Source organism: Ruegeria sp. CH10 (genome assembly GCF_056537125.1).
This window is the reverse complement of sequence record NZ_JBQFQY010000001.1, coordinates 1-23,589: the sequence shown is the minus strand read 5'-3', so window position 1 is coordinate 23,589 and position 23,589 is coordinate 1. Positions and strand designations below refer to the sequence as shown.

Below are 23,589 nucleotides of genomic sequence, written 5' to 3'. Positions count from 1 at the left end.
TTCGACACAAGGCGCTTTTCAAGCGACGTTTTCGCCCACGACGGTGTACCGGGTGTCTAACGGGTTTCCCGGCCAGCGCGTAGATCAAATTTCTAAACACTTGCATGAATGCGCCGCATAACAACGTGAAAACCCCGGACAGTGGCGACCATCCGGGGCTGAATTGGCAAATGTTGGCTGGCCTTAACCTACTAGGCCGCCATCCTCGCGAGTCACCGCAATGATGGCTGAACGCGGAACCGCATCCCCGCCCTCGGGCCAGTGGCTGTTGCCCTCTTCGCCGGGGTGCTGAATGCCCACGAACATGGTGCGACGGTCGGGTGACCAGCTGAGGCCGGTGATCTCACACTCATTCGGGCCGACCAGGAAACGGCGGATTTCACCGGTGACCGGGTCGCCTGCCAGCATCTGGTTGTTGCCCTGGCCCTGGAAATCACCCTCATTGCCATAGTTACCGTCAGTCTGAATCCACAGCAGGCCGTTGCTGTCGAATTTCAACCCGTCGGGTGAGTTGAACATGTTGTCAGCGCTGACGTTTTCCGAGCCGCCATAGACGTCCTGATGCACCGTCGGGTTACCGGCCAGCACGTACAGATCCCAATCGAAATCCGCCGACGCGTGATCCCCACTGGCAGGACGCCAGCGCACGATCTGGCCATAGTTATTGGCCTCACGCGGGTTGGGACCATTGACCGAAGTGTCGTCACCCCCGGCATTCGGTTTGACGCCACGGTTCTTGTTGTTGGTCAGACAGCAATAAACCTCGGGCAGGTTCGGGTTGGCCGCAACCCATTCAGGGCGGTCCATCGTGGTCGCGCCAACCGCCGATCCGGCCTGACGCGTATGCACGCTGATCTCGGCCAACGAGGCCATTCCGGTGGTTTCGGGCGTCAACTCCAGCCACTCACCCGTGCCGTTCTCATAGAACCGCGCCACCGACAACGTGCCGTTTTCCAACAGCGCGTTGGTGTCCACCCCTGCCGCATAGACGCCGTCCGAGACAAAGCGATACAGGAACTCTCCCCGCTCATCATCGCCCATATACACGACCACGCGGCCATCCTTGTTGACGATGGCTTCGGCGTTTTCATGTTTGAACCGGCCCAGAGCGGTCAGTTTGCGTGGGGTTGAGGTGGGATCGGTCGGGTCGATTTCGACCACATAACCTGCGCGGTTGGGTTCGTTGGGATTTTTCGACACGTCAAAGCGATTATCGATATTGGCCCACCCATAGCCCCAGTCCGACGCCGAAACGCCATAGCGCTGCAGTTCAGGGCTGATTTCATAGGCTTCGTCAGAGGACGAGAAGTATCCGTTAAAGTTCTCTTCGCAGGCCAGATAGGTGCCCCAAGGCGTCATGCCATTGCCGCAGTTGTTCCACGTTCCCTTCGAGGTTGTGCCTGTGGCGTCGGCTTCGGTTTTCAAAAGATCGTGACCTGCCGCCGGACCGGTCAGGGCCATATCTGTCTGGGGCGTGATGCGACGGTTATAGGGGCTGTCCTTTACGATGGCCCATGTGCCGTCGGTATTGGCAATTTCAACCACGGTGACACCATGCGCCATCATCCCCTTGGCAACATCGTCATACGAGTTGGCCAGCGCCTCGGGGTTGTTGCCCCACAGAATATCGCGGTTGGTGTATTCGTTGTTCACGACCAGCAGGACGTGGCCATCGTGCAGGAACACATCCTGACCGTCCGTGTTGTCGCCAAAGGCACGTTCCTGGCTGGCGGCAGTGCCGCGCGTCGCGTGGTCGAACTCGGGCGCGTCAGACCACAGCGGATCACCCCAGCGCACCAATACTTCGGCTTTGTACCCCTGCGGGACGATCACCTCATCGGCTGTGGACACCGGAACCGCCTTAAAGGCAAACCGGTCCGAAGCGGCGCGTGCGCCCGATGGGATCATCCCACCCGCCACGGCAGTAAAGCTGCCCATGGCCAGAACACCGCCAAGGAAGCCGCGCCGCGACAGCGCACGTTCAACGACACGGTCAAAATCGCATTCTTCGGGACGCGGATTCACAACTTCGTCAAATTCGTCAAAGGTGAGGCGGCGATCATCTTTCATGGCAGACTCCGTATCTGGCTGTAAGCTGGTGAGGAATCCCAAGGCAGGGACTGCACTCCAAATGGCACCCGAGTGTAAATGAGATATGACAGCCTCATTGATTTCAACTTTGAAATCACTTGCGCGTCGGCAAAGCGCCGCCTAGGGTCAAAGCAACTCGAAAATCGGAGGGCGTTAAAGATGGCGCCCAAGCGTCCCAAAGGTGCGGGCGCGTTCCCCAAGGCGGTCGAAAGCCCCGCGCCGGCAAGACCCGATCCGGATGCGCTGTATGCGGCGCTGGATTTGGGTACAAATAGTTGCCGCATGTTGATCGCCCAGCCCAAGGGCAGCGGGTTCCATGTGGTCGACAGTTTCTCGAAATCCGTGCAATTGGGCGCGGGTTTGGAGCGGACCGGACGGCTGTCCCGGTCTTCGATGGCGCGCACCATTCAGGCGCTGCGCATCTGTCAGCAAAAGCTGAAACGCAACAAGGTCAAACGGATGCGCCTGGTCGCGACCGAGGCCTGTCGGCGTGCGAAGAACTCGCGCGATTTCATCCGTCAGGTGCGCCGCGAAACCGGGCTGAACCTTGAGATCATCCAGCCCGAGGAAGAGGCCCGTCTGGCCGTGATTTCCTGCGCGCCACTGGTATCCACCAAGACCGAACAGCTTTTGGTGGTCGATATCGGCGGCGGCTCGACCGAACTTGTTTGGATCGACATCTCATCCATACCGCGCCGGGATCGCCCGGCGGCGATCATGCGGTTGCATGCCGGGTTTCACACAAGCGACAGCCCCTTTCCCGCCGCCAAGGTGGTCGACTGGATCAGCGTGCCCCTTGGCGTAGCAACGCTGCGCGATCAGTTCCATGATGTCGAAGACGACTCGGCCCGCTTTGCGCTGATGAGCTGGTTTTTCGAAGAAAACCTTGCGGATTTCGCCCCCTACAAGGACGAACAAGCGCGCGAGGGCTTTCAGATCGTCGGCACCAGCGGGACCGTCACCACGGTGGCGGCCTCACATCTGGGGCTGAAACGCTATGACCGGACCAAGGTGGACGGTCTGCGTATGACCAGCGATCAGATTGACAAAGTCATACGGGGATACTTAGAACTCGGCCCACTGGGGCGGCGGCGCGATCCGCGTATCGGCGATGACCGGCAGGCCCTGATCATGTCCGGCTCGGCCATTCTGCAAGCATTGCTGCGCTGCTGGCCCACAGATCGCCTTTCGGTGGCGGATCGTGGGCTGCGCGAAGGATTGCTGTATGCTCAGATGAGTGCCGACGGCGTATTGGAAGACGGACCGTTTTGATGGCGAAGACACCAAGTGGCAAAAACAATTCAGGCCGTGGACAGCGCGACCTGAAGGTTAAGGTCAAGACCGCGCGCGGGCGCAAGCTCAGCTCGACCCGTTGGCTTGAGCGGCAGTTGAACGATCCTTATGTAAAACGGGCAATTGCCGAAGGCTATCGTGGGCGTGCCGCCTATAAGATATTGGAGCTGGACGACAAGTTCCGCTTCCTCGTCCCCGGCGCGCGTGTTGTTGATCTGGGTTGCGCGCCCGGAGGTTGGCTGCAGGTGGCGGTCAAACGCGTGAACGCGCTGGGCGAACGTTCAGGCAAACGGATCGGCACCGTTTTGGGCGTCGACCTGCAAGAGGTCGAACCCGTTGCGGGCTCCACCGCGCATGTGCTTGATTTCATGGAAGATGACGCCGATCAAAAGGTCAAAGACTGGCTGGGCGGCAAGGCGGATGTGGTGATGTCGGACATGGCTGCGGCCTCATCCGGGCACAAACAGACCGACCATTTACGTATCATGGCGCTGTGCGAAACGGCGGCCTATTTTGCCTTTGACGTCTTGGAGGAAGGCGGCACCTTCGTGGCCAAGGTTCTGGCCGGGGGCGCCGAGGGCGATCTGCAAAAGCTGCTTAAGCAGAAATTTGATAAGGTTGCCAACGTCAAACCGCCCGCGTCCCGCTCGGACAGTTCCGAGAAGTTCGTGGTTGCCACCGGGTTCCGGGGCTAGGATCAGTCCTCCAACCAGATCCGGTCGCCGGTCAGGAACTGCTCTCGCAACGAGGCCGAGGCGGTTTGTTGCAGCAACAGAGCTTCACCGTGTTTAATGTATTCAGCTTTCTTGGACTGAAGATTCGCCACACGCTGATCCACTGTTAAGGGATATTGCAGCTGGGATGTATGAACCGGCTTACCCGCCATAAGTCACCTATACGCATACCAAAACGCTAACGTGACCTAAGGTTAACGATGAATTTTGCCGGGATCGTGGCGCAAAGCTGGCCGTTTTGCGCGGTTTGCTAAGGCTGTTCTGGGGTCGAGCTGTCCAGTTCAGTGTCCGGGTCATCCGCACCCTGCAGGTCCATCAACGCGCCGTTATACTCAGCCCCCAGGATCAGAATTGCTGCACACAAATACAGAAAGATCAGCGCCGCCATGGCCCCGGCCAGACCGGCATAGGTCGCGCTGTACGAGGCGAACTGGGCGATATAGACCGAAAACCCCCACCCTCCGGCAGCCCAAAGCGCCAGGGTCACCAAGACGCCCGGTATGATCTGACGAATCTTGTGCCGCCCGGTTGGCAGGATCAGATGCGCAAACAGCACGACAAAGACCGGTACTGCCACTGTAAAGGTCCAGCGCAGGCGGTCGACGGACAGCCAGTCAGAGACGTTCACATCGGTCTTTTCCGAAACCAGTTGCGTGTAGGCCGGTAAAATGACCTCGACCGCTGCGATGATCATGATGGCAATACCGCCGAAGATCACGAGGCTCAGGCATAACAGGCGCGTTTTCCAGAACGGCCAGCTGTCATGATCGTGATAGGCTTGGTTCATGGCTTTGCGCACGGCCACCACCCCGTTTGAGGCAAAGAACACCGCCAGCAAACCACCCAGCGTAATCACGCCCGAGCCGGACTCGGCCAGAACCGCGCGCAATTCAGTGACGATCGGCCCCGCGACGTCCTGCGGCCATGCGCCGAAAATCAGCTCGATCAACTCATCCGTCACATAGTCCTGCGACAGAGACCCCGCCAGGGCGACGGTGAACAGGACAAACGGAAACAAGGCCAGCATCATCGACATCGCGACGTGGCTGCTCATGACAAATCCGTTTTTGGAATCAAAGCGTACGACGGCCATCCAAAGCCCCTGAATGGGACGGCTGACATAGGGAATCACACGCGCGCTCATCCCATGAGCCTAGCCTGACTGCCCCCGCCGCAGAACCTGCAAAACCACGCGGCGTGCAAATATTCAAAGACAAATATCTGGGCGCATTGCATAATCCAACCCGGCTGTGCAGGATCAGACAGGACTGCAACGCGAACCATCTAAGATCGGCTGGCCATGACACCGGACCCCAGTTTTCCCGAGACACCGTCAAAGCTGAAGCTGTCCGTTGTTCGCGACGTGTGCATTGTGGCTACACTGGTGGTGCTGGGTCTTTATGCAGGCGCCGCCTTTTTGATCCCTTTGACCATGGCGTTGCTGACAAACGTGCTGATTATCGCATTAAGCGACCGGATCATTGCACTGACCCGCATGCCGGTATGGCTGGCCAATGTGGCAGGGGTTACCGTGGTTTTGGCGGGCTTGTTCATGATCATGTATATCCTGGGCAGTCAGGCCACCCAGTTTGCGCGCACGATCAGCACCTATGAAAACCAGTTCGACGAAGCGGTCAATCGCGTAACCGGTCTTGTGGGCAATGACGTCACCACTTTCATTCGCGACAATCTGATCAACATCGACATGTCCTATATCGCGCGTGTGTTGCTGGGCAGTGCAACCTCGCTGCTGAACCAGTTCTTTCTGATCAGCCTTTATGTCGCATTTCTGATGGCTGAACGGCTGGCCTTTCGCAAAAAGATACAGTTGGCCGCCGGCAACGTGAAAACCGGGCAGGAATTCGCGGCCATTCTGGATGCGATCACCTTCAGCCTGCAGCGGTATGTGGGCGTCAAAACCCTGATCAGCCTGATCACCGCCGGGATCAGCTATACGGTTTTCAAAATCATGGGCCTCGAATTTGCCGAGACCTGGGCTGTACTGACCTTTGCGCTGAACTTCATACCCTCAATCGGGTCGATTATCGCCGTGATCTTCCCCTCGATGATCGCCCTGGTGCAGTTCGACAGCATCGGCCCCTTTCTGGTGATCGTGTTGGGCTGTGGCACCATTCAGTTCATGATCGGGAATTTTCTGGACCCCGCCATGCTGGGACGGTCGCTGAACATGTCTACCTTTCTGGTGATCCTCGCACTGATGTTCTGGACCACGATCTGGGGCCTGATCGGAGCCTTCCTCAGCGTCCCGCTAACGGTGTGCATCCTGATCGTGTTCAGCCACATCCCGGCCCTGCGGCCCATCGCCATCCTGATGTCGCTGGACGGCAGGCTGGGCGAGGATGGTGACACGCAACCGGCCAACTAAGTCATGAAGCCCCCAATTTTCATCGGGTCAGAAATCTACCGCAGCTCGACTTACGGCTCAAAGCACCCGCTGGCGATCCCGCGTGTGTCCACCGTGATCGATCTGTGCCGGGCGCAAGGGTGGCTGACCCCAACAAACTACCGGGTGAGCCCGCGCGCCAAACCCTCGGCCCTGACGGCATTTCACTCGCCCGACTACATCGACGCCTTGTATCAGGCCGAGCAGAACCAGGCCGTCTCGGACGAGGTGCGGCAGAGACATGCGCTGGGCACCCTGTCAAATCCGATATTCCCTGAGATGTATCGACGTCCGGCCACCGCCGCAGGCGGGTCGATGTTGGGGGCCGAGATGATCCGTGACGGTGGCGTTGTTTTCAGCCCCGCTGGCGGCACGCATCACGGGTTGCCCGAGCGGGCCAACGGGTTTTGCTATCTGAACGACCCGGTTCTGGCGATCCTGACTTTGCTGAAGGCGGGGCTGAACCGCATCGTCTATATCGATATCGATGCTCACCATTGCGACGGGGTCGAACTGGCCTTTCGCGGATCATCGCAAGTACGCATGATCTCGGTCCACGAAACCCGCCGCTGGCCATTCAGCGGCACATTGGACGATGATGCGGGCGGTGCAGCCTTTAACATGCCGGTCCCGCGCGACCTCAACGATGATGAGTTTGACGCGATCCTTGAGGAGTTGATCCTGCCCGCAACCGTTGCTTTCTCTCCTCAGGCCATCGTGCTGCAATGTGGGGCGGATGCGGTGGCCGAGGACCCGCTTTCCCGTCTGACCCTGTCCAACAACGCCCATTGGCAAACGGTTGCGCATCTACAAAATCTGACCGCGCGCCTGCTCGTGCTGGGCGGTGGCGGCTACAACCCCTGGTCTGTTGCCCGATTGTGGAGCGGTGTCTGGGCGACGCTGAACGGACATGAGGTTCCCACTCGTCTGAACGCCGAATCGCAAACCATCCTGCGCGGGCTGACCTGGAACCGCGCCGCCGGAAAACAACGCCCCGCGCATTGGGTCACCACACTGCGCGATGCCCCGAACCGGGGTGCCATCCGGCCTGAAATACGCGCCGACCTTGCCCATCTGGCGCAAAGGATTTGACGGTAGATCAGGTGCCAAAACCCTGTTAAGCTGCTGCGACCAATAGGAATTCCCGCATTGACACTTTGTGACAGGTCAGCTTTTCAAATCTGGCTGCAATTGGATCAACCAAATGAATGCAATTAATCAGATAAATGAACTCAAATCCCGTATGGGACAGTCGATCATCGGGCAAACCGACGTGATCGACCGGCTGGTGATCGGGCTGCTGGCCAATGGCAACCTGCTGATCGAAGGCTTGCCCGGGCTGGCAAAAACCCGCGCCGTCAAAGCCATGGCCCGCAATCTGGATGCGCTTTTCAGCCGGATACAGTTCACGCCTGACCTGCTGCCCTCGGATGTGACCGGAACCGAAGTGTTCCAGCAAACCGACGACGGCGGCACCTTCCGGTTCGAGCCGGGCCCGATCTTTGCCAACATCGTGCTGGCCGATGAGATCAACCGCGCCCCGGCCAAGGTGCAAGCCGCCTTGCTGGAGGCGATGGAGGAACGTCAGGTCACCGTGTCCGGTACAACCCACAAGATGGACCCGCTGTTCATCGTGATGGCCACGCAAAACCCGATTGAGCAAGAGGGCACCTATCCCCTGCCCGAAGCTCAGATGGATCGCTTTCTGATGCATGTTCAGATCACCTACCCACCGGTCGAGGACGAGGTCGAAGTGATCCGTCTTGTGCGAAACGAAGAGATTGCCGCTGGTACGGGATCACCTGACAGCCTGCCCACACCCATCCCGCAAGACGCCGTTTTTCAGGCGCGGGCTGAGATCGGACAAATCCACGTGTCCGAGGCCATGGATCGCTATATGGCGGACCTCGTGCAGGCGACCAGAACCCCTCAGATTTACAACGATGACCTCGCCAGTTGGATTGAGATCGGCGCCAGCCCGCGTGCATCGTTGGCGCTGGACAAATGCGGGCGCGCGCATGCCTGGTTGAACGGGCGTGACTATGTGGATCCTGCGGACATTCGCGCGATTGCCCATGACGTGTTTCGGCATCGCCTCACACTCAGCTTTGAGGCGCTTGGAAACGCCAAAACCCCGGATGACGTCATCGCCGACATCCTGCGCCTGGTGGCCCTGCCATGACCAAGAGGCATAACGTGTGAGCCAACCCGCCCCATATCAGAACGACCCTCGTATCCATGTGGACGCGAACCACCTGCTGCGGTTGGGTGCAATGTCCCGTGCGATCAGCCTGCTTCCGCATCAGCCGGCACGCTCTGTTCTCAATGGTCGCCATAGCTCGCGTCTGCGAGGTCGGGGTTTGAACTTTGAAGAGTTGCGGAACTATTTGCCTGGCGATGACATCCGAACCATTGACTGGAAGGTCACGGCGCGCACCGGTAAACCCCATGTTAGGGTCTATACAGAAGAGCGCGATCGCCCTGCCCTTTTGCTGGTTGATCAGCGTGTTTCGATGTTCTTCGGGACAAAGCAATACATGAAATCGGTCATCGCCGCCGAGGCGGCCGCAATCGCCGCGCATCGCATCCTGAGCCAAGGGGATCGGGTTGGCGGCATTGTCTTTGGCGACACGGATCTGGCCGAACATCACCCGCAGCGCCGCCCGGCTGCCCTCAGACGGTTCCTGTCGTCTGTCGCAACTGCAAATTGCCGGTTGAACGCCTCGTTACGGCCTTCGCCAACTCTCGGGCTGAATGACGTTCTGAAACAGGCCACGCGCATTGCCCATACCAACGCGCTTGTTTGTGTCTTTTCCGACTTCGACGGGCTGGACGAGGCGTCCGAGCGTTTGTTCAGGCAAATTGCGCGCTCGAATGATCTGATATTATTCAATATATCCGACCCGAGCGCGCGCGAGTTGACACCCGGCCTGAGGGTCACCGTGTCCGACGGGGATCAGCAGATTGAGATCAACGCTTCTGACCCAGACCTGGCGGGCCGCATTCGATCCGGGTTGGAACACCGGTTGTCCAACCTGCACGACTGGTCCCGGCGTTACAACTTTCCAATCGTTCCAATGACCACTTTGGACCCGGCTTTGTCGCAATTAATGAAACAATTCGGCCATCGAGAGGTAGGAAGATGAGCGTCGATGTTCAGGGCAAATCTTTGGTTGAGCTTTTGGACATGCTCGAACCCGCCCCTGTTCCTGCGCCGATCCCGATGACACCGCAGACCTGGGGATGGGTTGTATTGGCTGTTCTGGTCTTTTCGATCCTGACATATGGGCTGTACGCCGTCAGACGGCACCGCCAATCAAACGCCTATCGGCGCGCAGCCCTGCGCGCATTGGATGCTGCGGACAACGACGTTGCCGAGATCGCCGAAATCCTGCGTCGCACGGCCTTGGCCGCTTATCCACGCGACAGGGTTGCCTCATTGCACGGCAAAGACTGGATAAGTTTTCTCTCGCAATCAGCTGAAATGAAAGGTCTATCTGAATCCAATAGCAAGATACTGTCCGAAGCCCCTTTCAGAACCACGTCTTCCAGCCCTGCCATTGCAAGCTATGCACGTCAGTGGGTAAAGACTCACAAGCCGGAAAGGCGGTCGCAATGATTTCATTCGCTGCCCCCTGGGCCTTCGTCGCCCTCCCGCTTCCTCTGTTGATCTATCGGTTCGCACGCCCGTACCGGAAAAAGACCAGTGCAATCCGCATACCCTTTTTCCGGCACGTCGCCAAAGCTGCAGGGATCACGCCCAAGTCCGGGTCAAGTATTGCCCATAGAACGGCGCTTCAAACCGTGATCGTTTCAGTCATCTGGGTGTTGCTCGTGTCAGCCCTTGCCCGGCCCGAGAGGTTGGACGACCCGATTGTAGTTGAAAAATCTGCCCGGGACGTGGTTTTGGCGCTCGATATCTCTGGGTCGATGGATCAAAGAGATTTTGTAGGTCCGGACGGAACCCCTACCCAGAGGCTGGCAGCGGTCAAGGACGTCGTGCGCGGTTTCATTGCTGATCGTCAGGATGATCGCATGGCGTTGATCATTTTCGGAACACGGGCTTTTGTTCAGGCGCCCTTTACCGAAGATATCAACAGTTTGAATGGGTTCCTGGACCAAACACAGGTAGGTATGGCCGGTCCAAACACGGCGTTGGGCGATGCGATCGGCCTTGGCATCCGGCTTTTCGAGTCCAGCGAAGTTGAACAACGCCTGATGATCGTTCTCAGCGACGGGGCCGATACATCCAGCCGCATGGCCCCCGCCAACGCCGCCGCCATCGCGGCAGACAAAGGTGTCACCGTCTATACTATCGGCGTCGGAGACCCGGACGCATCAGGCGAGGATCGCGTCGATCTGGATGCGCTGAAGGCCATCGCCGACCGGACCGGAGGACAATACTTTTTCGCTGGCGATCAGTCCGCCCTGACAGAAACCTATCAAATCATTGATGACCAAAACCCGCGCGTGGTCGAAACCCAGAGCTACCGCCCGCGCATCAGCCTTGCGCATATCCCTTTGCTGATCGCCTTAACACTTATGCTTGTGACGATCACTGGGCTCAACATCGCATACCGACGGCGGGGCATCCAATGATTGACGCAGTTTCAGAGTTTCATTTTATTCGAACGGGTTATCTTCTGCTCTTGATCCCGATATTTGGCCTCTGGTGGGCGGTGCGCCCCAAAGCCTCGGGGACAGCGCAGTTGCCATCCGGCATCGCACCTCATCTGGCACGGGCTTTGACGTTGAACGCGGAAACGACCCGCCGCCTCTACCCTGTAGATGTTGCGATGATTGCAGCCATCTTGGTCACTTTGGCCGCCGCAGGGCCGACTTGGGCGCGGATGTCCAACCCATTGGTTGCAGATACGGCCCCTCTTGTCATCGCCCTCAAGGTTACCGACAGCATGGAAGCCGGCGACCTTGCCCCATCCAGGCTTGACCGGGCGAAATTCAAAATCGCGGACCTGATCACCGCAAGATCCGGCGCGCAAACGGCCTTGCTTGCCTATGCAGGCTCGCCTCATCAAGTGGCTCCGTTGACCGAGGACGCATCGATCCTACGCCCCTTGCTTGAGGGGTTGGCACCCGCTGTCATGCCCATCCCGGGCGATGCGGCCGGTGACGCACTGACCTTGGCGGAAACGGTTTTGGAGGGCAACGAAACACCGGGGGCGATCTTGTTCGTTTTGGACGATATAGACCCCGCACAGCTTGCACCGTTCCAGAACACAGCGACACAGGTGTTGTTTCTGACGATGTTGCCAGAGGGCGGGACAATTGCCCAACTTGATAATGTGCCGGACGCAACAGTGGTGCCCTTTTCCGATGGTGATCGCGACATTACCCGGCTGCAAAAACATATCCAGACAGCCTATGAGGACGCCTTGGATGAAGACAATCAAAACGTTTGGAGGGATCAGGGATGGCTTCTGGCGTGGCCTGCCGCCTTGCTGACCTTGTTGTGGTTCCGTCGCGGTTGGGTCATTCGTTGGGCTTTGCTGGGGGCGTTTCTGCTGCAACCTGCAAGCCCGGCCTCGGCCCAGGGGTGGCGCGACTGGTTTCTGACGCCGGACCAGCAAGGTCAGATCGCCATGAATGCCAAACGCTATGCGGATGCCGCAGAGCTGTTTCAAGACCCGTATCACCAAGGATACGCCAAGCTGAAATCGGGCCAGTACCCCGAAGCGGCCGCCATTTTCGCTGAGCTGGACACGCCTGAAGCCGCCTTTGCCGAAGGCATGGCGCGGATTGGAAACCGTGAATACCGGCCTGCGATCGCCGCCTTTCAGACTGCTTTGGAGCGGCGCCCGGAATGGGCCGAAGCGCAACACAATCTGGACGTCGCCACGGCAATTCTGGACTATGTCGAAACCTCACGTGAACAGTCCGACACCGGCGAGGAATCCGGGATCGGAGCCGACGATACCGTTTTCGATAACGAAGATGCTCGGGGCGAGACAACTCAGGTTGAGGCGCAGACCGACGGCGGAACGGCGCTTTCCCCGGATCAATGGATCAGTGCCATTGATACGGACATGCAGGATTTTCTACGCAATCGATTCCGATTGGAAGATCAGGTGCAGAACCAATGAGATACGCCCTGATCCTTATCTTTTCTGCACTTCCTGGCATTGGCCTTTCACAAGGCACGCCCGATTTGACTCCCCGCGTGACGATCAGCGCACCGACCAAAGATGTGGTGGTCGGCCAACCCGCCGATATTCGCATTCAGGTTCTGGTGCCTACCTTCATGCCGTCACCTCCGGTCTTTCCCACGCTTGAGCAGGAAAACCTTTTGGTTCGCTTGCCCGAGCGCGCCTCGGGGCCTGTCAGCGAGTCCATAGACGGGGCGACGTGGTCCGGTGTTCAGCGACGTTATCGCGTCTATCCCCTGACACAGGGAGAGGTGCGCTTTCCAGCGCAGGACATGACCGTCACCTATGCCGATCCTGAAACAAATGCGCCGGTTCAAGTGTCTGTGCCGCTTCAAGCCATTGCATTCAACGCCGTGGTCCCAGAGGCCGCGCGCGATCTGGCCCCGTTGATTGTTGCAACCGGTTTTGAGCTGAGCCAGGACATCGAAGGTTCCACAGAGATGCAGACAGGCGGAGCCATAACCCGTCGCCTGACCGCCCGGATTGACGGGGCAAGCCCTTTGCTGATTCCCGTATTAATAACTGAAAATCAAACGGATACGTTGCGCTCCTATCCCAAAGAGCCCCGTTTCAGCGAAACCGAAGAGCGCGGCATACTGTCCGGGCAGCGTGTGGATGAGATCACCTATGTCGCGCAAGACAGCGGTCAGACACAATTGCCTCCGGTCACGGTGCAATGGTTCAATCTTTCAAGTGACAGTGTCGAAACGGCCACATCGGATGCGGTTGAGATCACGGTTGCAGCGGCCGGGCCCGGAATTCCCTCGCTTCAAGACCTGCTTCGATACGGTTTTTGGGTGGTCGGGGTCGCCGTTGCGGTCGGTGGAGCGTTTCGGGTGTTCGGACCGCGTATTGGCAGGTGGCGACAAGACCGTGCGGAAAGATACCGGGCATCCGCCAGATACGCCGGGTTGCAGTTAGGACAAGCCCTGCGTGATCAGGACCTGACTGCCGCCTATTCCGCGCTGGAGGTATGGAAAGCCCGCTGTCGCGATCCGCAAGGGTACAGGCGGTTAGAGGGCACGCTGTCCGACATTGGTGCTGCGCGCTATGCACGTGATGGCCATGACGAGACCGCAGCATGGTCCTCTGCCCGCACGGCTCAAAAGCGATTGCGGGACGGCGGTGCCCTTCAACAACAGCCTCTTCCGCCCTTGAACCCTTAGTTCTGACAGCTCGCAATCAACGCTTGCCTGTCCTTCAACCGAACCCGTCCATAACCCAGTTCGATCAGACCCAGATCGGACAGCCTGTGCAGGCTGCGATGCAGTGTTGGCTGTGATACGGCAATCATCTCGGCCAACTCTTCCTGGGAAACAATAATCCACCCTTCGGACTTGCTGGTGCATTCGCTCAGATGCAGCAGGCGAAGGACCAACCGCTTTTCGCTGCCGGTGACGGCCATATTGGCCATGATCCGCAGCGCGGTTTGCATGTTCTCCTGCGTCAGAGCGTAAAAATCACGAATGTAATCCGGGTTCGCCTTGATCAATTTGGCAATCGCCGCATTCGGAAAAAACAACGCCTGCGTTTGCTGCGTTGTCGCAACGCTCACCAATCGCGGAGCGCCCCCAAACAAAGCCAAATCGCCGATCCAAAACCCTGCACCTTCGCGGTGCACCACGAATTCCTGCCCGTCATCTGCGGGTGCTGTGATCTGTATGCCACCGTTCAGAATGGCAAAAATCCCATTGGCCGGATCACCATAGTGATACAGCGCCTCACAGGCGTCAAAACACTTGGCAGTACCGCATTTCAGCAGATCCTTCTGGAACGATTCGGACCGTTTACTGAACCATCCAACCTCTTTCAAGAGGTTAATATCATTCAATTTATTTCGCATCATTACCTATACATATCATCATATGATGGGTTTCAAATAGAGCTTTTGGCCTAAGCTGCCAGTGTTCGATTCCCAACCGTGTGACCAGTCGCCGATACGCGATCGACATCTTCATGGCAGCAATAGCCAGCCTCCGAAGGAAATTACAACTCGGAGTTTCACCAACTCTTTTAAATCAGGAGCATACAATGTCCCCACCACGAACGCTTTCACACAGCTGGCGCGCGGGTTTGCGTCGCTTTGCTGTGGCGACCGTTGCCGTTGCGTTGGCAATCCCCGCCTGGGCGCAGGATCAGAAGCCCAACATTCTGGTCATCTGGGGCGACGATATCGGGCAATCCAATATCTCGGCCTACACGATGGGTCTGATGGGATACAACACGCCCAATATCGACCGCATAGCCAAGGAAGGCATGATTTTCACCGACTATTACGGTGAGCAATCCTGTACCGCTGGCCGTTCATCCTACATCATGGGGCAGTCGGTTTATCGGACAGGTCTGTCCAAGGTAGGTTTGCCCGGTGCGGATCTGGGCATGCAGGTCGAAGACCCCACAATTCCTGGCTTGCTCAAGGATCATGGATACGTCACCGGTCAGTTCGGCAAGAACCATCTGGGCGACAAAGATGAGCACCTGCCCACAAACCACGGTTTTGACGAGTTTTTTGGTAACCTGTATCACCTGAACGCCGAAGAAGAGCCCGAGAACGAGGATTATCCCGGCGATGCGGTTCTGGCCGATGGCCGCACGTTCCGCGACGCTTATGGTCCCCGCGGTGTGATCAAATCCAAAGCCGATGGCACCATCGAAGACACCGGCCCGCTGACCAAAAAGCGCATGGAGACAGTGGACGAGGAAACCGTTGCCGCCGCGATCGACTTTATCAAGCGCGCGCATGAGCAGGACCAGCCCTTCTATGTCTGGTGGAACGGCACTCGTATGCACTTCCGCACCCATGTCAAAGACGAGATGCGCGCCCAGGCCAATGAGATCGCAGGCCGTGTTACCGACGAATACTCGGCCGGTATGATCGAACATGACATGCATGTAGGCCAATTGCTGAACCTGCTGGACGAGCTTGGCATCGCCGACAACACAATCGTGCACTACTCGACCGACAATGGCCCGCACATGAACACTTGGCCGGACGCTGCCGCGACGCCGTTCTGGGGTGAGAAAAACACCAACTGGGAAGGCGGATGGCGTGTGCCGTCGATGGTGCGCTGGCCGGGTCAGATTGAGCCCGGCTCGGTCACGAACGAGATCGTGCACCATATGGACTGGCTGCCCACCTACCTGGCCGTGGCAGGCGATACTGAGATCAAGGAAAAGCTGAAAGAGGGTTACAGCTCGTCGGGTATGGGCCGCGACTACAAGGTTCATCTGGACGGTTACAACATCCTGCCTCTGCTGACTGGTGAAGCAACAGAAAGCCCGCGGAAAGAGATCTTTTATTTCTCGGATGATGGTGACCTGACCGCGCTGCGCTTTGACGACTGGAAGCTGATCTTCCTTGAGCAGAAGGCCTGGGGCACCCTGCGCGCCTGGATCGAACCCTGGACCGAACTGCGCATCCCGCTGATCATCAACCTGCGTCGTGATCCGTATGAGCGCGCCTATCGCACATCCAACACCTACTATGACTGGCTGTTGGACCGGGCCTATTTCCTGGTGCCCGCGCAGCAATATGTCGGAACTTTCCTGGAAACCTTCCAAGAATATCCGCCGCGCCAAAAGGCGGCCAGCTTCAACTTGGAGCAGGTGATGGATAAACTCTCGGCACCGACCAACAACTGATCCTGTGTAAAATCCAAGGGGCCGCCGGTTCAACGGCGGCCCTTTTTCAATTGAGATACAAAGGAATTTCACATGAAGCACGCAGTTCTCTCTGCCGCTTTTCTGCTTTTGCCGCTGGGGTCGGCAGCCGATCCTCTACCAAGCTGGGACACATCCGACGCCAAGACCCGTATCGTGGATTTCGTCGAAACCGTCACCGATCCCAACAGCGCCGACTATGTAACCCCGGCCGAGCGGATTGCGGTGTTTGACAATGACGGCACGCTTTGGGCCGAACAACCGGTTTATTTTCAGCTGACCTTTGCCATGGATCGTCTGGCGGACCTTGCAGGGGCTGACCCGTCGATCTTGACCACACCGACGCTAAAGGCGGCGGCGCAAGGCGACCTGCAGGCCGTTCTTGAAGGCGGCCATGAGGCGCTGATCGAAGTGGTGAATGCCTCCCATTCCGGCATCAGCGTTGACGATTTCAAGACTGCCGTCGCCGAATGGCTGGACACGGCGCGCCATCCGGACACGGGCCTGCCCTATGATCAGATGACCTATCAGCCGATGGTCGAACTGCTGCGCTATCTGCGCGATGAAGGATTCCGGACCTATATCGTGTCAGGCGGCGGTCTGCATTTCATGCGTGTGTTTGCCGAGGACGCCTATGGCATCCCACCCGAGCAGGTTCTGGGCACATATACTGACACGATCTATGACACCGCAAGCGGCTCTCCGACCATCACCAAGGCACCGGATATCGCCTTTGTCGACGACAAAGAGGGCAAACCGATCAACATCGAACGTACCATCGGACGACGCCCCATTCTGGCCGGAGGAAATTCGGACGGCGACTTTGCGATGCTGGAATGGACCACAGCCGGGGACGGCCCGCGTCTTGGCGTTCTGGTTCATCACACCGACGCCGAACGCGAATGGGCTTATGACCGCGAAAGCCCGATTGGCAAACTGGTCGATGGTTTGGACAAAGGCCCTGATATGGGCTGGGTCATCGTTGATATGGCGCAAGACTGGGATCGCATCTACACTGGGGCCGACTAAGGCAACCTGAGACCGATAACCCCATGTGGACATTGCTTGTTTCCGCGGCCGTCTTCTTTCTGTACGTGACGGCCGCGTTGTTCGCGATACGCGCGGCGCAGACCGCGCGCACCCCACAGGGCGCGGTTGGCTGGGTGGTGTTTCTGATCGCAACGCCAATGCTGGGGGTGCCGCTTTACTTGTTTTTGGGTCATCACCGGTTTCGCGGGTATCGTATCGCCCGCCAACGCAGCGAACGTGTTGTCGAAGGAATCAAGAGCTTTGCCGATTTCTCGGCTCCCGACCCCGATACGATGCCGATCAATCCCCGCCCGTTTGAGGCACTTGCCCACCTGCCCGTCTCGCGCGGGAACGGGGCTGAGTTGCTGATCGACGGACAGGCTACGTTTGATGCCATCTTTAAATCCATCGACGCCGCCCGGTCCTATATCCTGATCCAGTTCTATATCGTGCGCGACGACACGTTGGGCCAGCAGTTGCGGGACAAGTTGCTGGCCGCCTGCAAACGTGGTGTGACCGTGCGGTTCATGACGGATGCGGTGGGCAGCTATGGTTTGCCGACCGCCTATCTTGACACGCTGCGTGCAGGCGGTGTGCAGATTGCCAATCCCCGCGACCGGCGCGGCCCGCAATACCGCTTTCAGCTGAACTATCGCAATCACCGCAAAACCGTGATCATCGACGGTGAGACCGGATTTATAGGTGGCCACAACGTAGGGGTCGAGTATCTGGGTCAGAGCCCCTATTTCGGCCACTGGCGCGACACGCATATCAAGATGACCGGTCATATCGTCCGGCAGTTGCAGTTGATCTTTACCGAGGACTGGCACTGGGCCCACGAAGAAGACCTGATCGACGATCTGGACTGGGCAGGAACCGAATCCGAGCAGGACATGAACGCGCTGATCGTCGCAACCGGCCCGGGTGATGACACGGAAACCGGCGCGATGATGTTCTTTGCCGCCATTGCCGAGGCCAGGGAAAGATTGTGGATCGCCTCGCCCTATTTCGTGCCCGATATCGACATCATGACCGCCCTTCAGCACGCGGCCTTGCGCGGTGTGGATGTGCGTATTCTGGTGCCCGAGGTGATGGATCACCGCCTGCCCTGGCTGGCGGCCTTTGCCTATTTTGATGAGGTCACGGCCTGCGGCGCGCGCGTGTTCCGCTATACCGATGGGTTCATGCACCAAAAGGCGTTTGTCGTGGACGATACGCTGGCCGCCGTTGGCACCACAAATCTGGATAACCGCTCATTCCGGCTGAATTTTGAGGCGATGGCGCTGTTTTTCGACCAGCGGGCCGCGCAAGCGGTCGAGGCCATGCTGCTGGCCGATTTTGAAAAAAGCTATGAGTTGACAAAGAAACTGCCGGATCAACCCGCCTATATCCGGTTCGGTTCGCCCATTGCGCGGCTGTTCTCACCGATCCTTTAGGACATCAGCTCTTCTTTGAAGACCTGCGTCATCAGGGCAACCATGAAGGCCGTCGACAGGCCAAAAGCCAACAAACCGGTGACCGAGGCAAAGGCACCGAATATCCGCAATGCCTCACCCAGAACGATGTCGCCATAGCCCAGCGTCGTGAATGTCACCAACGAGAAGTACAGCGCCGAGTTCCAATCCGGCAGCACATCACCCAGCACCCACACAATCGCCCATAGCCAGACCTGAAACGTGTGGATCGCGACGATAAAGACCAGCGCAATGCAGATCGGAGCCGCAATCGAGATGAATTTTTTGCTGTTCTCCAGCCGCAGGGACACCTGACGCAGCACCTGCGTGCACCATGTCAAAAGGATGATCTCAAACAGGAAGCAGACGCCCAGATAGACACTGCCCCAAAGAATCTGCTGCGTTAGGGTCATCGGTTCGCGTACCATATGAGGATCACAAGAAGTTGTCTCACAATGGCGACTTAGCGGACAAAGGACAAGGCTGCGACCAATGGAAACGTGTACGGCACTGCGCTGGACTCTGGCGCGATCAGGCGCACATTGTGCCCCACACAGATAAGGACGTTGTGCATGTTGCTGGCGATCGACAGGGTTCAGAAATCCTATCCGGGCGGCCGCCCCGTTTTGCGGGATGTGTCGCTGACGCTGGATCAGGGTCAGACCTTGGCCCTGACCGGCGAAAGCGGCAGCGGCAAGAGCACGCTACTGAACCTGGTGGGCGCGCTGGACAGGTTCGACGGCGGAGAGATCACGCTGGATGGCACCCCTTTGTCGCCGCTGGATGACGCCGGGCGGGCGGCGTTGAGGCGGCGCAGCGTCTCGCTTGTTTTTCAGCAGTTCAATCTGATCCCGTCGCTGACGGTCGGGCAGAACCTGTCGTTCCATGCCCGGCTGGCCGGGCGCGAAGACCCCCGCTGGACCGCGCAATTGGCCGAACGTCTTGGTCTGGCCGACTTGCAAGAGCGCTATCCCGAGAACCTGTCGGGCGGCCAGCAACAGCGCGTCGCAATCGGGCGCGCGATGACCCCCCGGCCCAAGCTGTTGCTGGCGGATGAACCCACCGGCAATCTGGATGAAACCGCCAGTGCAAACGTTCTGGACCTGATGCTGACTCTGGTGTCTGAAACAGGTGCGGCCCTTTTGCTGGTCACGCATTCTCAGGACATTGCCGAACGGCTGGACCGGCATGTACATCTGGCGGGTGGACACATCTCATGACCGTGGCCGTCATTCAGGCCCTGATGTCGCATTGGCGGCGTCACAAGCTGCAATTGGCCACGTTGCTGATCGGCATCGCGCTGGCCACCGGGCTGTGGTCTGCCGTGCAGGCCATCAATGCCGAGGCCCGCGCCAGCTATCAGCGCGCCAGTGATCAGCTTGCCTTGGGGCAATATGACGAACTGCGCCCACCCTCGGGCCTGATTGCTCTGGACCAATACGTGGCGCTACGCCGCGCCGGTTGGCAGGTGGCGGCGGTGCTTGAAGGGGCAATGCGCCTGAACGGACAAAGGCTGCAGGTCATGGGCGTGGACATGGTAACGCACCCGGCCCTGCCTGCCGTGTCGCAGGTTGAAAGCTCGGACGCGCCGCCCGACCCGGCCGATATGCTGACCGCACCGGGCCGCCTGCTGGCCGCGCCCGATCTGGCCACGTTTCTGACGCGTATTGACGGGTTACCGCCAGTTTTGACCTCGGACGCGCTGCCGCCCGATCTGATCCTGACTGACATTGGTGTTGCCGAGACACTGTTGGATCGGCCCGGCCAAATCTCTCGGCTCTTGATCCTGCCCGAGCAGCCACGAGACCTGCGGCCACTGATCGAAATCGCGCCCGAGTTACAGCGCGTTGCGGCCACCAACCGGCTGGACGCGGCGCAATTGACGGATAGTTTCCATCTGAATCTTACCGCCTTTGGCCTGCTGTCTTTTGCTGTTGGCCTGTTCATCGTACATGGGACGGTCGGGCTGGCTTTTGCCCAGAGACGCCCGATGATCCGCACCCTGCGCGCGCTTGGCGTATCGATGCGGCGACTGGTGGTGATGATCTCGGTCGAACTCATACTGCTGGCTCTCATTGGCGGGGTGTTGGGTCTGATCCTTGGGTTCTTTTTGGCCGGGCTGCTATTGCCTGATGTCGCCGTCACGCTGCGGGGGCTTTATGGCGCCCCGGTTGACGGGCAGATGTCGCTGCAGCCGCAATGGGTTCTCGCGGGTCTGGCGATGGCCTTGGCCGGCACCCTGCTGGCCAGCAGTCAGGCGCTGTACCGGCTTGCCCAAATGCCACTGCTTACAGGCGGAGGGCTGCAGGCCTGGCGCGGTGCTGCAACCGGGCAACGCACCCTTGGCCTGCTTGGCGTGCTGCTGATCGTCGGTGGATTTGTCACCGGATACACGATTGAAGGTCTCGTCGCCGGGTTTACCATGGTTGGTGGCATTCTGACCGGGACAGCCCTGCTTTTACCCTACCTGCTGTCCCTGGTTCTGGCCGTTTTTGAAACCAGGGCGCGAACCCCTGTGGCGCAATGGATTTGGGCGGATATGCGCGCGCAATTGCCCGGCCTGTCCCTGGCCCTGATGGCATTGCTGCTGGCGCTGGCTGCGAATATCGGTGTTGGCACGATGGTGTCCAGCTTTCGACTGACCTTTGTCGGTTGGCTGGATCAGCGCCTGACATCTGAGCTTTACGTGACCGCCGCAGACAATGCGCAAGGTCAACAGATCGCGCAATGGCTGGACCCGCAGGTCGACGCCATCCTGCCCATCCGCAGTGTTGAGCTGGCGCATGACAGCGGGCCCTTGTTCCTTTATGGGATCAAGGATCACGAAACCTATCGCAAACATTGGCCGCTGATCTCGGCCTCTGACAACGTTTGGGACCGCGTCCATGGCGAAGAGGCCGTTCTGATCAATGAACAACTGGCCCGCCGCGCCAACCTCTGGCCCGGTGATACGTTGAGCCTTGGAGCCCCGCACAGGTTGACCATCGCCGGGGTTTATTCCGATTATGGCAACCCGACCGGTCAGGCAATCGTTTCGATGCCCCAACTGGACCGGATCGCCCGTGGCGTGGACACGCGCCGCTTTGGGGTCGTGCTGAACCCGGATCGTGCGACCGAGATGGCCCGGGCACTGCGGGATCGCTTTGACCTCCCGCGCGGGGCGGTTGTGCAGCAGGCCGCGATGAAGGCGCAATCGCTGGCGATTTTCGATAAGACCTTTGTCGTGACATCGGCCCTGAACGTGCTGACGCTGGGCGTCGCGGGCTTTGCCATTCTGACCAGCCTGTTGACCCTGTGGACCCAACGCCTGCCACAGATTGCGCCTGTCTGGGCCCTTGGCCTGACCCGCGCGCATCTGGCCCGGTTAGAGCTGTTGCGCAGTGTGCTGCTGGCCGCCCTGACGGCGGTTCTGGCGCTGCCGCTGGGGTTGGCTCTCGCCTGGGCGCTGCTTGCTGTCATCAATGTGCAGGCTTTTGGCTGGCGGCTGCCGATGCACCTGTTTCCCCTTGATTGGGCCTATCTGTTTGGCCTGACCCTGCTGGCCGCCGGGATCGCAGCCGCCCTGCCCGCGCTGCGCCTGTTGCGCCTGCCACCTGTCAATTTGCTGAGGGTGTTTGCCAATGAACGTTAAAGCTGTCCTGTGCATCCTTTTCCTGCTCATGCCTGCGGCCCTGCGGGCGCAGGGCTATGCCGGTCTGGGTGGCACAGCCGAAGGGTTCGACGTTCCTCAGCGCGGTTTTCAATTCGAATTCCCCCGCGATCACGGCCCGCATCCTACGTTTCGCATCGAATGGTGGTATCTGACAGCAAACCTGACCGGTGAAGACGGCCGGGACTATGGCATCCAATGGACGCTGTTCCGCTCGGCCCTGAAACCGTCCCAAACCGAAGGCTGGCAAAGCCCGCAGCTGTGGATGGGCCATGCCGCCGTCACCACCCCTGACGCGCACTACTTTGCCGAGCGCCTGTCACGCGGCGGCATCGGTCAGGCAGGTGTGACGGCCCAGCCCTTTGAGGCATGGATCGACGAATGGCACATGCGTGGGGACGATTTGGATAAGGTGGACCTAACGGCCAGCGGCCCGGAATTCTCTTATGCGCTGGACCTGACCACCCAGGGCCCGCTGGTCTTTCATGGCGACGCCGGATACTCAGTCAAATCCGCTGATGGACAAGCCAGCCACTATTATTCACAGCCTTTCTACACGGTCGAAGGCGTTTTGCGCCTGCCCGAAGGCGATGTTGCGGTCACAGGTCAGGGCTGGCTGGATCGCGAATGGTCCTCGCAACCCTTGGCGGCGGATCAAAGCGGCTGGGACTGGTTCTCACTCAGCTTTGAGGGGGGTGATAAGCTGATGGCCTTCCGCCTGCGCGGCGGGCGCGGCGATTTCACGGCGGCCACATGGATCGCCGCGGATGGAACCGCGACAGCGTTGCCCGACGGCGCGGCATCCTTCAAACCGCTGGACAGCGCGCGGGTCGCGGGGCGGGACGTTCCGGTGCATTGGCGCGTCACCCTGCCCGACCGTGGTATAGATGTTGAGGTCTCAGCCCTCACGCCCGGTGCCTGGATGGGCACCCGGTTCGAATACTGGGAAGGCCCCGTCATCGTGTCCGGCAGCCACAGCGGGCGCGGCTACCTTGAGATGACGGGCTATTGATTCACCTGACCACGTATACGGATGCAGTTGAGTGTCTGACGACTCTGGCGGCGTTTGGGCCGAGGAGGTAGTCTTTGAGGTCTGGTTTGTGGGCTCCGA

At 59.0% G+C, this 23,589-nt stretch carries 21 protein-coding genes and 1 pseudogene; 16 read left to right on the top strand and 6 right to left on the bottom strand.

Annotated elements, in window-relative coordinates; genetic code table 11:
* Positions 1-183: 183 nt before the first annotated feature.
* On the bottom strand, positions 184-2,070 hold the full coding sequence (locus tag ACRZ94_RS00110) for a PhoX family protein (protein ID WP_480796392.1): 1,887 nt from the start codon (positions 2,068-2,070) through the stop codon (positions 184-186).
* A gap of 180 nt (positions 2,071-2,250) precedes the next feature.
* Between ACRZ94_RS00110 and ACRZ94_RS00105 the strand changes: the two genes are divergently transcribed.
* Positions 2,251-3,363: a Ppx/GppA phosphatase family protein gene (locus tag ACRZ94_RS00105; protein WP_480651370.1), complete on the top strand. Its 1,113-nt coding sequence runs from the start codon at positions 2,251-2,253 to the stop codon at positions 3,361-3,363.
* On the top strand, positions 3,363-4,079 hold the full coding sequence (locus ACRZ94_RS00100) for an RlmE family RNA methyltransferase (RefSeq protein ID WP_480796391.1): 717 nt from the start codon (positions 3,363-3,365) through the stop codon (positions 4,077-4,079). Before ACRZ94_RS00105 ends, ACRZ94_RS00100 begins: the two co-directional genes overlap by 1 nt.
* A gap of 2 nt (positions 4,080-4,081) precedes the next feature.
* Here the strand turns inward: ACRZ94_RS00100 and ACRZ94_RS00095 are convergent, their stop codons facing one another.
* Together ACRZ94_RS00095 and ACRZ94_RS00090 are read right to left on the bottom strand one after the other, a co-directional pair.
* A complete protein-coding gene (locus ACRZ94_RS00095; protein ID WP_480796390.1) occupies positions 4,082-4,210 on the bottom strand; it encodes a hypothetical protein in 129 nt (42 codons plus the stop codon).
* A 158-nt stretch (positions 4,211-4,368) separates the two neighbouring features.
* Positions 4,369-5,262: a YihY/virulence factor BrkB family protein gene (locus tag ACRZ94_RS00090; RefSeq protein WP_480651376.1), complete on the bottom strand. Its 894-nt coding sequence runs from the start codon at positions 5,260-5,262 to the stop codon at positions 4,369-4,371.
* Between the two features lie 156 nt (positions 5,263-5,418).
* On the opposite strand from ACRZ94_RS00090, the gene ACRZ94_RS00085 reads away from it, so the two are divergent.
* The 8 genes from ACRZ94_RS00085 to ACRZ94_RS00050 all read left to right on the top strand — a co-directional run bounded on the left by ACRZ94_RS00085 (position 5,419) and on the right by ACRZ94_RS00050 (position 13,852).
* Positions 5,419-6,504, top strand: coding sequence for an AI-2E family transporter (locus ACRZ94_RS00085; RefSeq protein ID WP_480796389.1), 1,086 nt, complete (start codon positions 5,419-5,421; stop codon positions 6,502-6,504).
* Between the two features lie 3 nt (positions 6,505-6,507).
* Positions 6,508-7,614, top strand: coding sequence for an acetoin utilization protein AcuC (locus ACRZ94_RS00080; protein WP_480651380.1), 1,107 nt, complete (start codon positions 6,508-6,510; stop codon positions 7,612-7,614).
* A gap of 112 nt (positions 7,615-7,726) precedes the next feature.
* Positions 7,727-8,704: an AAA family ATPase gene (locus ACRZ94_RS00075; protein WP_480651382.1), complete on the top strand. Its 978-nt coding sequence runs from the start codon at positions 7,727-7,729 to the stop codon at positions 8,702-8,704.
* A 16-nt stretch (positions 8,705-8,720) separates the two neighbouring features.
* Positions 8,721-9,668, top strand: coding sequence for a DUF58 domain-containing protein (locus tag ACRZ94_RS00070; RefSeq protein ID WP_480651384.1), 948 nt, complete (start codon positions 8,721-8,723; stop codon positions 9,666-9,668).
* On the top strand, positions 9,665-10,141 hold the full coding sequence (locus tag ACRZ94_RS00065) for a DUF4381 domain-containing protein (protein ID WP_480796388.1): 477 nt from the start codon (positions 9,665-9,667) through the stop codon (positions 10,139-10,141). Before ACRZ94_RS00070 ends, ACRZ94_RS00065 begins: the two co-directional genes overlap by 4 nt.
* Positions 10,138-11,121: a vWA domain-containing protein gene (locus tag ACRZ94_RS00060; RefSeq protein WP_480796387.1), complete on the top strand. Its 984-nt coding sequence runs from the start codon at positions 10,138-10,140 to the stop codon at positions 11,119-11,121. Before ACRZ94_RS00065 ends, ACRZ94_RS00060 begins: the two co-directional genes overlap by 4 nt.
* On the top strand, positions 11,118-12,623 hold the full coding sequence (locus tag ACRZ94_RS00055; protein WP_480796386.1) for a VWA domain-containing protein: 1,506 nt from the start codon (positions 11,118-11,120) through the stop codon (positions 12,621-12,623). The genes ACRZ94_RS00060 and ACRZ94_RS00055 overlap by 4 nt, the downstream gene beginning before the upstream one ends.
* Positions 12,620-13,852: a hypothetical protein gene (locus tag ACRZ94_RS00050; RefSeq protein ID WP_480796385.1), complete on the top strand. Its 1,233-nt coding sequence runs from the start codon at positions 12,620-12,622 to the stop codon at positions 13,850-13,852. The genes ACRZ94_RS00055 and ACRZ94_RS00050 overlap by 4 nt, the downstream gene beginning before the upstream one ends.
* Here ACRZ94_RS00050 and ACRZ94_RS00045 read toward each other — a convergent pair.
* Positions 13,849-14,517, bottom strand: a complete 669-nt coding sequence (locus ACRZ94_RS00045; protein WP_480796384.1) for a Crp/Fnr family transcriptional regulator — start codon at positions 14,515-14,517, stop codon at positions 13,849-13,851. The genes ACRZ94_RS00050 and ACRZ94_RS00045 overlap by 4 nt on opposite strands.
* Before the next feature lie 200 nt (positions 14,518-14,717).
* On the opposite strand from ACRZ94_RS00045, the gene ACRZ94_RS00040 reads away from it, so the two are divergent.
* From ACRZ94_RS00040 to cls, 3 genes are all read left to right on the top strand, one after another.
* Positions 14,718-16,328: an arylsulfatase gene (locus ACRZ94_RS00040; protein ID WP_480796383.1), complete on the top strand. Its 1,611-nt coding sequence runs from the start codon at positions 14,718-14,720 to the stop codon at positions 16,326-16,328.
* A gap of 72 nt (positions 16,329-16,400) precedes the next feature.
* Complete coding sequence (locus tag ACRZ94_RS00035; protein ID WP_480651397.1) at positions 16,401-17,375, top strand: HAD family hydrolase; 975 nt, start codon at positions 16,401-16,403, stop codon at positions 17,373-17,375.
* A gap of 23 nt (positions 17,376-17,398) precedes the next feature.
* The gene (cls, locus tag ACRZ94_RS00030; protein WP_480651399.1) at positions 17,399-18,811 is read left to right on the top strand and encodes a cardiolipin synthase; all 1,413 of its coding nucleotides are present in this window, start codon (positions 17,399-17,401) and stop codon (positions 18,809-18,811) included.
* On the opposite strand, the gene ACRZ94_RS00025 is transcribed toward cls, so the two are convergent.
* On the bottom strand, positions 18,808-19,242 hold the full coding sequence (locus ACRZ94_RS00025) for an ion channel (protein ID WP_480651457.1): 435 nt from the start codon (positions 19,240-19,242) through the stop codon (positions 18,808-18,810). The genes cls and ACRZ94_RS00025 overlap by 4 nt on opposite strands.
* Positions 19,243-19,401: 159 nt before the next feature.
* On the opposite strand from ACRZ94_RS00025, the gene ACRZ94_RS00020 reads away from it, so the two are divergent.
* From ACRZ94_RS00020 to ACRZ94_RS00010, 3 genes are read left to right on the top strand one after another with little or no spacing between them, the layout of a single operon-like run.
* Positions 19,402-20,049 carry an ABC transporter ATP-binding protein gene (locus tag ACRZ94_RS00020; RefSeq protein ID WP_480796382.1) on the top strand — a complete coding sequence of 216 codons (648 nt, stop codon included), beginning with the start codon at positions 19,402-19,404 and terminating at the stop codon, positions 20,047-20,049.
* A complete protein-coding gene (locus ACRZ94_RS00015) occupies positions 20,046-22,460 on the top strand; it encodes an FtsX-like permease family protein (protein ID WP_480796381.1) in 2,415 nt (804 codons plus the stop codon). Before ACRZ94_RS00020 ends, ACRZ94_RS00015 begins: the two co-directional genes overlap by 4 nt.
* The gene (locus ACRZ94_RS00010) at positions 22,450-23,490 is read left to right on the top strand and encodes a lipocalin-like domain-containing protein (RefSeq protein ID WP_480796380.1); all 1,041 of its coding nucleotides are present in this window, start codon (positions 22,450-22,452) and stop codon (positions 23,488-23,490) included. Before ACRZ94_RS00015 ends, ACRZ94_RS00010 begins: the two co-directional genes overlap by 11 nt.
* A gap of 1 nt (position 23,491) precedes the next feature.
* Here ACRZ94_RS00010 and ACRZ94_RS00005 read toward each other — a convergent pair.
* A pseudogene (locus tag ACRZ94_RS00005) lies at positions 23,492-23,589 on the bottom strand (universal stress protein); the annotation flags it as partial.

Coding starts and splice junctions, on each gene's coding strand:
- ACRZ94_RS00110 (WP_480796392.1), bottom strand. CDS start 2,070: ATGAAAGATGATCGCCGCCTCACCTTTGACGAATTTGACGAAGTTGTG.
- ACRZ94_RS00105 (WP_480651370.1), top strand. CDS start 2,251: ATGGCGCCCAAGCGTCCCAAAGGTGCGGGCGCGTTCCCCAAGGCGGTC.
- ACRZ94_RS00100 (WP_480796391.1), top strand. CDS start 3,363: ATGGCGAAGACACCAAGTGGCAAAAACAATTCAGGCCGTGGACAGCGC.
- ACRZ94_RS00090 (WP_480651376.1), bottom strand. CDS start 5,262: ATGAGCGCGCGTGTGATTCCCTATGTCAGCCGTCCCATTCAGGGGCTT.
- ACRZ94_RS00085 (WP_480796389.1), top strand. CDS start 5,419: ATGACACCGGACCCCAGTTTTCCCGAGACACCGTCAAAGCTGAAGCTG.
- ACRZ94_RS00080 (WP_480651380.1), top strand. CDS start 6,508: ATGAAGCCCCCAATTTTCATCGGGTCAGAAATCTACCGCAGCTCGACT.
- ACRZ94_RS00075 (WP_480651382.1), top strand. CDS start 7,727: ATGAATGCAATTAATCAGATAAATGAACTCAAATCCCGTATGGGACAG.
- ACRZ94_RS00065 (WP_480796388.1), top strand. CDS start 9,665: ATGAGCGTCGATGTTCAGGGCAAATCTTTGGTTGAGCTTTTGGACATG.
- ACRZ94_RS00060 (WP_480796387.1), top strand. CDS start 10,138: ATGATTTCATTCGCTGCCCCCTGGGCCTTCGTCGCCCTCCCGCTTCCT.
- ACRZ94_RS00055 (WP_480796386.1), top strand. CDS start 11,118: ATGATTGACGCAGTTTCAGAGTTTCATTTTATTCGAACGGGTTATCTT.
- ACRZ94_RS00050 (WP_480796385.1), top strand. CDS start 12,620: ATGAGATACGCCCTGATCCTTATCTTTTCTGCACTTCCTGGCATTGGC.
- ACRZ94_RS00040 (WP_480796383.1), top strand. CDS start 14,718: ATGTCCCCACCACGAACGCTTTCACACAGCTGGCGCGCGGGTTTGCGT.
- ACRZ94_RS00035 (WP_480651397.1), top strand. CDS start 16,401: ATGAAGCACGCAGTTCTCTCTGCCGCTTTTCTGCTTTTGCCGCTGGGG.
- cls (WP_480651399.1), top strand. CDS start 17,399: ATGTGGACATTGCTTGTTTCCGCGGCCGTCTTCTTTCTGTACGTGACG.
- ACRZ94_RS00025 (WP_480651457.1), bottom strand. CDS start 19,242: ATGACCCTAACGCAGCAGATTCTTTGGGGCAGTGTCTATCTGGGCGTC.
- ACRZ94_RS00020 (WP_480796382.1), top strand. CDS start 19,402: ATGTTGCTGGCGATCGACAGGGTTCAGAAATCCTATCCGGGCGGCCGC.
- ACRZ94_RS00015 (WP_480796381.1), top strand. CDS start 20,046: ATGACCGTGGCCGTCATTCAGGCCCTGATGTCGCATTGGCGGCGTCAC.
- ACRZ94_RS00010 (WP_480796380.1), top strand. CDS start 22,450: ATGAACGTTAAAGCTGTCCTGTGCATCCTTTTCCTGCTCATGCCTGCG.